10 protein-coding genes are annotated in these 11,958 nt (G+C 71.9%); 5 read left to right on the top strand and 5 right to left on the bottom strand.

Translation table 11 applies throughout. From position 1 onward, the window contains the following. The first annotated feature begins 33 nt into the window (after window positions 1-33). The 3 genes from ABZ780_RS28655 to thiC are packed head-to-tail and all read left to right on the top strand — an operon-like array spanning window position 34 to window position 3,067. Window positions 34-675: a thiamine phosphate synthase gene (locus ABZ780_RS28655; RefSeq protein ID WP_357488054.1), complete on the top strand. Its 642-nt coding sequence runs from the start codon at window positions 34-36 to the stop codon at window positions 673-675. Next, window positions 672-1,457, top strand: coding sequence for a bifunctional hydroxymethylpyrimidine kinase/phosphomethylpyrimidine kinase (gene thiD / locus ABZ780_RS28650; RefSeq protein ID WP_357488049.1), 786 nt, complete (start codon window positions 672-674; stop codon window positions 1,455-1,457). Before ABZ780_RS28655 ends, thiD begins: the two co-directional genes overlap by 4 nt. Before the next feature lie 17 nt (window positions 1,458-1,474). Continuing rightward, window positions 1,475-3,067, top strand: coding sequence for a phosphomethylpyrimidine synthase ThiC (gene thiC / locus ABZ780_RS28645; RefSeq protein ID WP_357488048.1), 1,593 nt, complete (start codon window positions 1,475-1,477; stop codon window positions 3,065-3,067). Between the two features lie 5 nt (window positions 3,068-3,072). On the opposite strand, the gene ABZ780_RS28640 is transcribed toward thiC, so the two are convergent. The 4 genes from ABZ780_RS28640 to ABZ780_RS28625 form a co-directional block, all read right to left on the bottom strand. Next, entirely contained in the window at window positions 3,073-6,078 is a 3,006-nt protein-coding gene (locus ABZ780_RS28640; protein ID WP_357006937.1) for a hypothetical protein, read from the bottom strand. Between the two features lie 78 nt (window positions 6,079-6,156). Then, window positions 6,157-6,465, bottom strand: a complete 309-nt coding sequence (locus tag ABZ780_RS28635) for a cupin (protein WP_053653894.1) — start codon at window positions 6,463-6,465, stop codon at window positions 6,157-6,159. Next, window positions 6,462-7,412: an LLM class F420-dependent oxidoreductase gene (locus ABZ780_RS28630; protein ID WP_357008171.1), complete on the bottom strand. Its 951-nt coding sequence runs from the start codon at window positions 7,410-7,412 to the stop codon at window positions 6,462-6,464. Before ABZ780_RS28630 ends, ABZ780_RS28635 begins: the two co-directional genes overlap by 4 nt. Before the next feature lie 2 nt (window positions 7,413-7,414). Then, on the bottom strand, window positions 7,415-8,200 hold the full coding sequence (locus ABZ780_RS28625; RefSeq protein WP_357006940.1) for an ABC transporter ATP-binding protein: 786 nt from the start codon (window positions 8,198-8,200) through the stop codon (window positions 7,415-7,417). A gap of 270 nt (window positions 8,201-8,470) precedes the next feature. Here ABZ780_RS28625 and ABZ780_RS28620 point away from each other — a divergent pair, with 270 nt between their 5' ends. Then, a complete protein-coding gene (locus ABZ780_RS28620; RefSeq protein WP_357006942.1) occupies window positions 8,471-9,502 on the top strand; it encodes an ABC transporter substrate-binding protein in 1,032 nt (343 codons plus the stop codon). A 100-nt stretch (window positions 9,503-9,602) separates the two neighbouring features. Further along, complete coding sequence (locus ABZ780_RS28615) at window positions 9,603-10,463, top strand: ABC transporter permease (protein ID WP_357006945.1); 861 nt, start codon at window positions 9,603-9,605, stop codon at window positions 10,461-10,463. 97 nt (window positions 10,464-10,560) lie between these two features. Here the strand turns inward: ABZ780_RS28615 and ABZ780_RS28610 are convergent, their stop codons facing one another. Beyond that, window positions 10,561-11,742 carry an ABC transporter substrate-binding protein gene (locus ABZ780_RS28610; protein ID WP_357006948.1) on the bottom strand — a complete coding sequence of 394 codons (1,182 nt, stop codon included), beginning with the start codon at window positions 11,740-11,742 and terminating at the stop codon, window positions 10,561-10,563. Window positions 11,743-11,958: the final 216 nt, after the last annotated feature.

Raw genomic sequence — 11,958 nt, 5'->3', positions numbered from 1 at the left:
AAACTGCCCCTCAAGGGGCCGAATCCTTCGAAGATCTCGGCGGGGAGCGTGCCGTCGGGTGTTGTTTTGCTTACCGATCGGCTGGTCGCGTCGGGACCACTCGACCTGGTTGTCGCTCGGGCGGTGGCTGGGGGAGTGCGCTGGGTGGTGCTGCGGGAGAAGGACCTGCCGCGCGCCGAGCGCGCCGCCCTCGCCGCCGACCTGCGGGCGATCCTCGCCGACGTCGGCGGAACCCTGATCGTGGCCGGCCCCGACCCGCTCGGCGGTGACGCCGTGCACCTGCCCGCCGCCGGCCCGTACCCGCCGCCGGCCCACCCGCTGGTCGGCCGCTCCTGCCACAACCAGGCCGAGCTGGACCGGCTGACCACCGAGCACTACGTCACCCTCTCTCCCGTCCATCCGACCAGGACAAAGCCCGGCTACGGCCCGCCGCTGGGCGTTTCGGGGCTGCGCACGCTGGCCCGCGACAGCCCGGTGCCCGTGCTGGCCCTGGGTGGAGTGGAGACCCCGGAACAGGTGACCGCGTGCGTCCAGGCGGGAGCCGTCGGGGTGGCAGTGCTGGGCGGGCTCATACGAGCCGAGAACCCGACCGACGCGGCAGTCGCTCTGACCCGGGTCTTCCACGAGGCCGTCACCCCGGAGCCCTCAACCGCGACGAGCGGAGACCAGACGTGACACCGAGCACCGTGCTCACCATCGCCGGCTCCGACTCCGGCGGCGGTGCCGGCATCCAGGCCGACCTCAAGGTCTTCGCGGCCCTCGGCGCGTACGGCACCAGTGTCCTCACGGCCATCACCGCACAGAACACCCGTGGCGTCGACGCCGTACTGCCGCTGCCCCCGAGCACGATCACCGAGCAGTTGGACAGCGTGCTGGCCGACTTCACCGTCCGAGCGGTCAAGACGGGAATGCTCGGCACCCCCGCCGTCGCGGACGCGGTGGCCGAGGCCGCTCGGAACGGCCGGTTGCCGCAGCTCGTCGTCGATCCGGTGCTTGTCGCCACCAGTGGACACCGGCTCGGTGTGGTGGAGGCGGTGGAGCGGCTGCTCCCGTACGCCCGGGTGGCGACGCCGAACTGCGCGGAGGCCGCGGCGATCACCGGGCGCCCGGTGGACGACGTGGCCGCGATGGTCGTGGCAGCCGAGGCCCTCGCGGCGGGCGGCCCGGAGTGCGTCGTGGTCACCGGCGGTGACCTGGACGGTGACGAGGCGGTCGACGTGCTGCACGGCGACGGCGTAACCACCCTGCTGCGCGGGCCGCGGGTGGACACCCGGCACACCCACGGCACCGGGTGCTCGTTTTCGGCGGCGATCGCCGTGCGGCTCGCGCTGGGCGATCCGGTGCCGGTGGCGGTGGGGACCGCGAAGGAGTACGTGCTCCGCGCGCTGACCGGCGGGCGGGGTTGGGAGCTGGGCGCGGGGCGCGGGCCGCTGGATCACTTCGGCTGGTCCGCTTGATCACCAGGGAGGCTGTCATGCAGGCACGAGGCAAGGTGTACGTCGAGGGTTCTCGGCCGGATGTCCGGGTGCCGTTCGCCGAGGTGGGGTTGTCCGGGGACAACCCGCCGGTGCGGCTCTACGACACGTCCGGTCCCGGTTCCGATCCCGAGGTGGGGCTGCCGCCGCTGCGGGGGCCGTGGATCGCGGAGCGGGGTGACGTGGCGCCGGTGCGGGGTGCGGGTACGCCGCTCGCCGGTGCGGACGGTCGCCGGCCCACGCAGCTCGCCTACGCGCGGGCCGGGGTGGTGACGCCGGAGATGGAGTTCGTGGCGATCCGGGAGAACGTCGACCCGGAGCTGGTCCGGACGGAGATCGCCGCCGGGCGGGCGGTGCTGCCCCTCAACGTCAACCACCCGGAGTGCGAGCCGGCGATCATCGGCAAGGCGTTCCTGGTCAAGGTGAACGCCAACATCGGTACGTCGGCGGTCAGCTCGTCGGTGGCCGAGGAGGTGGAGAAGCTGACCTGGGCCACCCGGTGGGGTGCGGACACCGTGATGGACCTGTCCACCGGCAAGCGGATCCACGAGACCCGCGAGGCGATCGTGCGCAACTCGCCGGTCCCGATCGGCACGGTGCCGATCTACCAGGCCCTCGAAAAGGTCGGCGGCGACCCGGTGAAGCTGAGCTGGGACGTGTTCCGGGACACCGTGATCGAGCAGGCCGAGCAGGGCGTGGACTACATGACGGTGCACGCGGGGGTGCTGCTGCCGTACGTGCCGCTGGCCGTGGACCGGGTCACCGGGATCGTCTCCCGAGGTGGCTCGATCATGGCGGCCTGGTGCCTGGCGCACCACGAGGAGAACTTCCTCTACACGAACTTCGCGGAGCTGTGCCAGATCCTGGCGCGCTACGACGTGACGTTCTCCCTCGGTGACGGGCTGCGCCCCGGCTCCATCGCGGACGCCAACGACGAGGCGCAGTTCGCCGAGCTGCGCACCCTCGGCGAGCTGACGACTGTCGCCTGGGAGCACGACGTACAGGTGATGATCGAGGGCCCGGGGCACGTACCCATGCACAAGATCAAGGAGAACGTGGACCTCCAGCAGGAGTGGTGCCACGAGGCGCCGTTCTACACGCTCGGCCCGCTGACCACGGACATCGCGCCGGCCTACGACCACATCACCTCGGCCATCGGCGCCGCGATGATCGGCATGTTCGGCACGGCGATGCTCTGCTACGTCACCCCGAAGGAGCACCTCGGCCTGCCGGACCGCGACGACGTCAAGGCGGGCGTGATCGCGTACAAGATCGCGGCCCACGCGGCGGACCTGGCCAAGGGACACCCGGGCGCGCAGGCGTGGGACGACGCGCTGTCGAAGGCGCGGTTCGAGTTCCGCTGGGAGGACCAGTTCAACCTCTCGCTGGACCCGGAGACGGCGCGCTCGTACCACGACGCGACGCTGCCCGCCGAGCCGGCGAAGACGGCGCACTTCTGCTCGATGTGCGGCCCGAAGTTCTGCTCCATGAAGATCACCCAGGAACTCAAGGAGTACGCGGCACGCGGCATGAAGGACAAGTCGGAGGAGTTCGTCTCCGGCGGTGGGCGGGTCTACCTCCCGCTGGCCTGATCGGCTCAGTCGCGATGGTGGCGGCCGGTGGAGCGCAGCGAGCGACGGCCGCTCTCCTGCTCCGGCTCGTTGTCCACGACCGGCTTGCTCAGGCCGGCGACCCAGTCGACGAACTCCTCGTCCTGCGTGGGTAGCGGTTCCGTCGCATCCGTTTCGGGTCGGTTCTCCTCGTCGGCCCGGGACCGGTTGCGACGGAACAGACCGCCGAGCCGTCCCCGCCGGGAGGGCTGCTGCTCCGCGTCGTCGGTGGACGTCGACGCGACCGGCTGGGCGTCGCCGCCGGCCGGCCCGTCGACGGGGACGTCGGGAGCGCCCGCCTGCTCCGGCACGACCGTGGACGGCGCGGCCGGCTCCGCCTCGGCGCGACCTCGGCCCCAGCGGCGGCCCTTGGCGCGGGGTTCACGCGAACCCGGGTCGGCGGCGGCACCCTCGTCGGGACCTGCCGGGGTGCCGACGGTCTGTTCCGGGGTGCCGGCCGAGTTGGTCGGCGTCGTCCAGAGGGCCGCCGTCGAGTCGGCCTGCGCCGGGCCGGTACGGCGGGCGGTGTTGAAGGCGTCCCAGGTGCTGGCGCGGCTCAGGTCCGGCAGCGGTGCCCGGTGCCGGGACCGGGGCGTCCACTCGGTCGAATCCCCGGCAGCGACCGGAGCGCCCAAAGTGGACGGCCCGGTGTCAGCGGCCTGTGACGTCGTCCACGCCGGGGTCGACGGCCAGGCCGGCGGGGCCGGCGTCCACCGGTCGGTCTCCGTGTCGCCAGCGGCTGGCACACCGAACAGCGGGCCGCCGGCACCATCCTCGGTCGCGGGCGGCTCGGTGCGGCCGGTCCCGGACGCGTCGGCGACCGCGGACTCACCGGCCGAGCCGGCCGTGGCACGTGGCTGCGTGGTCGTCCCGGTGGTGGAGGCAGCGGCGGTGCTGGAGACGGCCTTGCCGCGCTGACTCTTCCGACCGGTCGCGCTGTCCTGACCGCCGGGGGGCGGCGTGGCCTGGCTCTCGTCGGCCGGGCGCGGTGTCGGGTCGGCCTCTTCGCCCGGCCGGGGCGTGCTGTCGGTGGCCTTGCCGGGCCGCGCGGACTTGCGGGCGCGACCGGCGGTCGGTGCCGCCGTGACATCGGTTTCGGCCTGCGTGGCGCTGTCGGCGACGCCCACCTCCGGGCTGCCGGACGCGGGTCGGGCAGTGCCCGGGGCAGAGGAGTGGGACGCCCGCACTGTCGCGTCCGAGGTGCTGGCACCGCTGGTCGGGTCGGCGGCGGCAGCCCGCTCGAACGGTGCCGCGCTGTCGGCCGGACCCTCGGTGCTGCCGGCCGTGGCGGCCTTCGGCTTGCGGGTCCGGCGCGGCTTGGGGGCCGGCCCGTCGCCCGCGCCCGCCGTCTCCGCGCCCGCGCCTGCGCCCGCCGTGTCCGTGTCCGCGCCTGCCGTGCTTGTGCCAGCGCCTGCCGTGTCCGCGCCAGCGCCCGCTGTGTTCGTGCCCGCGCTCGTGCCTGTCGTGCCGGTGCCCGCCGTGGTCGTGCTTGCCGTGCTCGTGCGTGCCGTGCCCGCGCTTGCTGTGCTCGTGCCCGCCACGGTGCTTGCCGTGCCCGTGTCTGCCGTATCCGTGCCTGCCGTGCCCGCACGGGTCGGTGTGGCCGTGTCTGCCGTGGCCGTGCTGGCTGGGTCGCTGGTCGTCGCGCGGTCGACGGTCGAGTGGGCCGCGCCGCTCGTGGTCGTCGCCGTGCTGGCGGTCGGGTCGCTGCCGCCCAGGTTGTCTGCTGGGGTGCCGACGGTGCGACCCGCCGGAACGCTGGCCGTCCAGGCCGCGCCAGCCGAGCCGATGATCTCGGTGGTGGCCGCTCGGCCCGTCCCGGGGGAGTCGTCGCCGGCCGGTGCGGCGGACGCGCTCGCTCGGGACCGGTCGGAGGGAACCGGCCCATGCTGACCGCTCGCCGTGGTCGACGGCCAGTCCCAGTGGGCGGGGACGGTGCGTACGGCGGCGAGGTCGTCGTTGGCGCGCGAGCCCGGCCCGGCCCCGACCAGCTCCGCGCCGGAGGTGGCCGCGCTGGTGGGCTCGGTGTCGTCCCCGGCGCCCGCCGGACCCGCCGACGGCGCGGCGCCCGGCAGGGCCGGGCCGGCGGGCAGCGGGCGCAGGATGTCGGTGGGCTCGATCGCCGCCGGAGCGGCGGTGCCGGCACGGAGGGGCCAGCGCAACAGGGCGGCGGCAGCGGCCCCGAGCGCGCCAGCGAGAACCGCGATCAACGCGCCGTAGTAGGGAGTGGTCTGGTAGCGATCCACCGCGTCGCCGGGGCCGGCGGTCAAATAGGCGAACGCCACCAGGACCGGACCGGCCACGCCGGTGGCTCCGCTGACCAGCGGGACCTGGCCGCGCCAGCGGGCGAGCCCGGCCGTCGCCGCCCCCGCGAGCAGCGCCACGATGGGCAGCAGGAGCAGCGCCAGCCGCTGCGCGGCGGCGTCGGCCAGCCAGCTCGGTTCGAGTACGCCGAGCCGGACCGTGGGCAGCGGGCCGACCGTGCCGAGCGACGGCAGGACGGAGATCAGCGCCAGCAACCAGACCGCGCCGGCCACGGCCGCCATGTTCCAGCCCAGCTCGGGCCGGAGCAGGACGGCGATCGCCGCACCGGCCCCGATCACCGCGCCGAGCACGGCGCAGATGCCGACCGCCCAGACCGGGTCGATGGAGATCAGCTCGGCCGCTCGCGCGGGCTGCATGCAGAGCGGGGCGACGGCGGTGGCACCGAGCGCTGCCGCGCCGCCGATGGCCAGTTGCCGACCGGTGCTGGCAGCCGGGGCGTCCCGGCGGGCCAGGCGTCCGGTCAGGACGGCACCGGCCACGGCCGCGTTCGCGGCGAACCAGCCGACCCAGACGAGCTGGGCCGGCCACTGGTTGACGGTCGTGCCGGAGAAGGCGCCGGTGAGTCGGACGATGCCGAAGCCGTACGCGACGCCGAGCTGGCCCGCTCCGGCCAGCACGCTCACCCCGAGCGCCGTGAGCAGGAGCTTGCCCCAGGTCCGAAAGGCCATGTCGGGCACGTTACGCACCCGGTACACCCGATCGCCACCGGCGCGCCGCGCGGCGCGCCGGGGCACACCCCGGCGGGTCTACTTGAGTTCGACCAACCGGGCCAGGTATGTCGTGTCCCCGACATTGGTGAGCATGTGTACCGCTCCGGGGTCGCGGTAGACGACTCCGCCGGTGGGCTCGTCGGCGTCGATTCGGGTGCCGTCGATGGTCTGCACGATGTTCTTGGCGCCCTGGACCGCGATCACCAGATATGGGTGGTCGTGCCGGTGCAGGGGCTGCCGCTCGCCCGGTTCGAGCCGGATGTGCCAGACCCGGACCCTGTCGTTCTCGTACACGATCTCCTGGCCCACCGGCCCGAGTTCGGTCGCGTCGATCGTTTCGCTCATCGTGCACCGTCCAGTTGCGGGAGTACCTCGGCGGCAATCAGCTCGAGGTGGTCGAGGTCAATGAGGTCGGTTATGCGCAGGTGCACCCGGGTGGCGCCGATCTCGGCGAACTCGCCGATCCGCTGCACGAGCTGTGCGGGCGAGCCGACCACCGGGTCCTCCGGCGGAAGCGCGCTCTTCTCGTGCAGTGGCGCGGCTCGCCGCTGCGCCTCCGCGTCGGTCCGGCCGATGGCCACCACGATCCCGGCGGAGAGCACCAGCGGCGCATGCCCGGATTCGGTGCGTCCGGCGCGGTCGCACGCCTCGCGTACGCGGTCGTACGCGCCCGCGGTCTCCGCCACGGACTTGAACGGCATGTTGAACTCGTCGGCGTAGCGGGCGGCCAGATCGGGGGTGCGCTTCGGGCCGCGCCCGCCCACGATGATCGGCGGCCCGGGCACCTGCACCGGCTTGGGCAGGGCGGGCGCGTCCACCAGCCGGTAGTGGTCGCCGGTGAAGCTGTACGTCTCGCCCGGCGGCGTGGTCCACAGGCCGGTGAGGACCTCAAGTTGCTCGGCCAGCCGGTCGAAGCGCTCACCGACGGCCGGGAACGGGATGCCGTACGCGGTGTGTTCGCGCTCGTACCAGCCGGCGCCGATGCCCAGCTCGACCCGGCCGCCGCTCATCTGGTCGACCTGCGCGACCATCACCGCCAGCGGGCCGGGCAGGCGGAACGTGGCGGACGTCACCAGGGTGCCGAGCCGGATCCGTTCGGTCTCGCGGGCCAGCGCGGCGAGGGTCAGCCAGGCGTCCGTCGGGCCGGGCAGACCTGGGTCGTCGCCCATCGCCCGGTAGTGGTCGGCGCGGAGGAAGCCCTCGTAGCCACCGGCCTCCACGAGGCGTGCGAACCGGAGCTGGTCGTCGTAGCTGGCGCCCCGGTGCGGCTCGGTGAACACCGACACCCGCATGGTCATCGTCCTTCCGCGCCGGCCGTGGCCGGCTGGTCGCGTTCCATCAACAGTTCGTGCAGGTCGGCGCTGACCTGGGCGACGTCGGCGAGGTGCGCGTTGCGGCCCAGGGTGCGGGGTCGGGGGATGTTCACCTCGACGACCTTGCGGATCCGGCCGGGGCGCGGGCTCAGCACGACCACCCGGTCGGCGAGCAGCACCGCCTCGTCGATCGAGTGGGTGACGAAGACGATGGTGGGCTTGTTCTCCATGTGCACGCGCTGGAGTTCGCCGGAGAGTTCCTCGCGGGTGAGCGCGTCCAGCGCGGAGAACGGCTCGTCCATCAGCATCACCCGGGGTTCGCCGATCAGTGACCGGCACAGCGACACCCGCTGCTGCATGCCGCCGGAGAGTTCGTGCGGCAGCCGCTTCTCGAAGCCGGACAGCCCGGCCACGTCGAGCAGTTGCCGGGCCCTCTCGCGGTGCTTGGCGCGGCTCCACCCGAAGATCTCCACCGGCAACATGACGTTGTCCAGCACGGTGCGCCACGGCAGCAGGGCCGGCTTCTGGAACAGCATGGCGATGTCGCGGCGGGGCCGGGTGATCGGCGTGCCGGCCACGGTGATCTCGCCGGAGGTCAGTGGAAGCAGCCCGGCGATCAGCCGCAGCAGCGTGGACTTGCCGCACCCGGAGCGCCCGAGCACGGCGACGAACTCGCCCTCGGCGACGTCGAGGTCGATGCCGCGTAGCGCCTCTACCCGGCCGGACCGGCCCTCGAAGGTACGCGACACCCCGGACAGTCGGATCATCTCCGGTGGACCTCCGCTGAGTGGACGGTCAGGAATCCGACAAAGGCTAGCCGTCTCGTCCCCGTGTCGCACCGTCCGGGGTGGGTCGTCAGGTTGTTTCCGTTCCGCAACCCGATATGCCTGGCGTCGCAAAGGTGGGTTTCTCGTACGCTGTGCCCGCGAAGAGTCCCCTCACGACGGCGGTGCCCGGCTTCCACCCCTCCTGCCGGTCCCGTCGCGACAACCCCTCCGTGGCCTGCGGCCCCGGTCGGAAAGGACATGGTGCTACTGATGAGAAGGCTGACCCGTACGGTCGCTACGGCCGCGTTGGCCACTGCCCTCGCCCTCGTCTCCGCCTGCAGCAGCGGGTCGGACTCGTCGGACGACGCCAAGGGCGGCAACGGCGGGACGCTGGAGAAGGTGACCTACCTCACCTCCTTCGGTAACTTCGGCCGCGACTCCTACGCCTGGGTGGCGAAGGAGAAGGGCTTCTTCAAGGAGGCCGGTTTCGACGTCGAGATCAAGGCTGGTCAGGGCACCGGCGGCGTGATCCAGACCGTCGTGGGTGGCCAGGCCGACTTCGGACCGATCGACCTCACCGGCGGTCTGCTCCAGCTCGGCAACGGTCAGGCGAAGGACTTCGTGGCGGTGGCCGCGATCCAGCAGCGCACGATGGCGGGCATCGCCACCGTCGAGGGCAAGAACATCAACTCTCCGAAGGACCTGGAGGGCAAGAAGCTCGCCGACACCCCCGGCTCCGTGGTCCGCAACCTGTTCCCGACGTACGCCCGGCTCGCCGGTGTGGACGCCAGCAAGGTGACCTGGGTCAACGGTGAGGCGCAGACGCTGATCACCACGCTTGCCAACGGCTCGGTGGACGGCATCGGCCAGTTCGTCGTCGGTCAGCCGACCATCGAGGCGGCGGCCAAGAAGAAGGCCGTCATGCTGCCGTACAGCAACGTGATGCAGGACCTCTACGGCAACGTCCTGATCACCTCTTCGAAGATCGCCAAGGAGAAGCCCGAGATGGTGAAGCGGTTCACCGCGGCGCTGCTCAAGGGCCTGGAGTACAGCCTGGCGAACTCCAAGGAGGCCGGCGAGATCCTGAAGAAGAACGTGGAGGCCGCGAACCCGGCTTCGGCTTCGGCCGAGCTGGACCTGATGGCCGCGTATGTCCGCTCCGGCAACTCGGGCACGGCGATCGGCACGCTGGACAGCGGCCGGGTCGCGAAGAGCATCGCGATCCTGCAGGGCGCGGGCGCGCTCAAGCAGAACATCACCCCCGAGCAGATCATCGACTTCAGCCTCGCGCCGAAGGCCTGATCGCCCGGTCGTCACATGGGGGTACGTCGCGCCGGTTCCGGCGCGGCGTACCCCCGTCGCCCGTCGGCCCCCGGGATCGACGGATATCGAGGAGGACAAGATGACCGACGTCCGGTCAGCGGAGCCGGCGGCGACGGCGGCCCCATCCCCGGGCGGCGCGCCGGCGGCGGAGCCAGCGGGTCGGGGTGTCCACCTGCGTGCCGGGACCGGGGTGGCGCTGTTGCCCGTGGCCGGCATCCTGGTCGCGTTGGCGGCGTGGTGGCTGATCGCCCGGCTGGAACTGGTGCACCCGGCCGCCCTGCCACCGCCGGGAGAGGTGCTCACCGCGTTCGTCGACAAGCCCGCCCAGATGCTGGAGCACACCTGGGCCACCCTGCTGGAGATCCTGATCGGCTTCGCCCTCTCGGCGGTCGCCGGTGTCCTGATCGGACTCTCCCTGGCCAGCTCCCGAACGGTGGAGCGGATGTTCACGCCACTGCTGGTCGCGATCAACGCCGTACCCAAGATCACGTTGGGTCCGCTGTTGGTGGTGGCGCTGGGTTGGGGTCAGAAGCCGATCCTGACCATGGTGTTCCTGCTCTGCTTCTTTCCGATCGTGCTCTCCACGGCGACCGGCCTGACCACCACGCCGGCCGACCTGGCCGAGCTGGTCCGCTCCTGGAACGCCTCCCGCTGGCAGGCGTTCCGCAAGGTACGGTTCCCGGCCGCGCTGCCGCAGATCTTCGTCGGGCTCAAGGTGGCCATGCCGTTGGCCGCGATCGGCGCGGTGATCGGTGAGTTCCAGGCCGGCGAGGACGGCCTGGGCTACGTCATCCTCCAGTACTCGGGCGTCGGCGACACCGCCACCGCTTGGGCGGCGATCATGCTGATCGCGCTGGTGAGCATCCTGCTGTATTCGGCGCTGCTGCTCATCGAGCGGATCGCCCTACCCTGGGTGCGGGAGACCACCAGCAGCCGCTGACACGCAGGGCCGGCCCCAACCCGGGGCCGGCCCTTTTGTTCGACCGTTGCCACACCCACCCGACACGCGACGAATCCCGCGCGGAGGGCCAGGGGTGTTACCCCGCCAACCGCCACCGGCCGTTGCGGGCGACGAGCGTGGTGAGCGCCTGCGGCATCAGCCCGGAGTGGTTGTCGGGCGTCATCCGGATCGGGCCGGACAGGCCGTCCATCTGGGACGTCTCCAGCACGTCACGGATGCCGTCGCGGTCGACCTGACCGATCGGGCCACCGGCCCGCAGCTCGGCGTCGGCGATGAGCTGGATCGCGTCGGCGGCGAAGGACGAGGAGCCGTTGTACCCGCCGAAACGCGCGGTGTAGTCCTGGAACCACTGGCGCCGGGCGGCCTTCGCCGGTGTGGTGGCGATCACGTCGTCAATCACCATGGTCTGGGTGAAGACCATCGTGGCCCGCTCGGTGGCCCGGGCCGCCGCACCGAGGAAGAGGTCGCCGGCCGCCCCGGCGTCGAAGAAGAGCGCCCCCCGGAAATTGGCCTGCTGGGCGGTGGTCGCGGTGAGGGTGGCCTGCTCCGGCGGGGTCCAGACAACCAGCGCGTCGGGCTTGAGCTGGGTGAGCTTGCCAACCTGCTGGCTCACCTCGGTGTCGGTGGTCTTCACCGACTCCTCACCGGCGACCTTGATGTTGACCTTGGTCAGTTCGCGACGCAACGCGACCACGCCCTCCCGGCCGTAATCGTCGTCGCTGTAGAGCAGACCCACCTTGCGGATGTTCTTGCGGCGCAGTTCGGTGGTGAGCGCCGCGGCGCTGTCCGCGGCGTTCGGGCCCAGCTTGAACACGTAACGCCGCTGGGCGACAGGGTTGGCGACCGCCCCGGAAGCGGCGAGCGCAATGGTGGGAATCTTCTTCTCGTTGATGACGCCGACCGCGCCGACCGCGCATTCGTTGCAGCCACCCATGACGATGGCACTGACCCGGGAATCGCTGCTGAAGTCGGCGATGTTGCGAAGTGACTCGGCGGCGTCGGAACGGTTGTCCTTCACCTTCAGCTCGATCTTCCGGCCGTTCAGTGCTCCGGAGGAGTTCAACTGTTCGACCTTGAGTTCGATGGCCCGCTGGTATGTCCGGCCGACGGTGGCGGCGGCGCCGGACAGTTCGAGGTCGGCGGCGATCACGATCGGACTCGTGTCCTGCTCCGCTCCGCCGAACTGGCAGCCGGTGAGCGTGGTGGCCACTACGGCCGATGCGAGCGCCGCGATGGTCGCGGAGCGGATGGGGCTCAACTCAGTCCTCCAGGTGCGGGCGCGGGCGCTGCCCGGTCACCGCCGATAGTCCGTCCTCAGTGGAGGACGGGATCTTCTCTGCCGTACGGTGTGTGCGCGAAGCGTGCAAAACCTTGCCAATGGCCGGCGCTGTGGTCAAGCGCGGACCCCGGTTGCATTTTCGGGACGGCCATCCCACATGCTGGGGTAACGCAATGTTTGCAAAAGCTCACTTTG

It is taken from the genome of Micromonospora sp. NPDC047467 (assembly GCF_040643095.1).
GTDB lineage: Bacteria > Actinomycetota > Actinomycetes > Mycobacteriales > Micromonosporaceae > Micromonospora.
The sequence above is the reverse complement of the archived record's forward strand: the minus strand, read 5'-3'. Positions and strand labels throughout refer to the sequence as shown.

Excerpts from the sequence above, each read along its gene's own strand:
- ABZ780_RS28630 (WP_357008171.1), bottom strand. The coding sequence starts at position 7,412 with ATGCGGGTGTCGGTGTTCACCGAGCCGCACCGGGGCGCCAGCTACGAC.
- ABZ780_RS28615 (WP_357006945.1), top strand. The coding sequence starts at position 9,603 with ATGACCGACGTCCGGTCAGCGGAGCCGGCGGCGACGGCGGCCCCATCC.
- thiC (WP_357488048.1), top strand. The coding sequence starts at position 1,475 with ATGCAGGCACGAGGCAAGGTGTACGTCGAGGGTTCTCGGCCGGATGTC.
- ABZ780_RS28640 (WP_357006937.1), bottom strand. The coding sequence starts at position 6,078 with ATGGCCTTTCGGACCTGGGGCAAGCTCCTGCTCACGGCGCTCGGGGTG.
- ABZ780_RS28620 (WP_357006942.1), top strand. The coding sequence starts at position 8,471 with ATGAGAAGGCTGACCCGTACGGTCGCTACGGCCGCGTTGGCCACTGCC.
- ABZ780_RS28625 (WP_357006940.1), bottom strand. The coding sequence starts at position 8,200 with ATGATCCGACTGTCCGGGGTGTCGCGTACCTTCGAGGGCCGGTCCGGC.
- ABZ780_RS28635 (WP_053653894.1), bottom strand. The coding sequence starts at position 6,465 with ATGAGCGAAACGATCGACGCGACCGAACTCGGGCCGGTGGGCCAGGAG.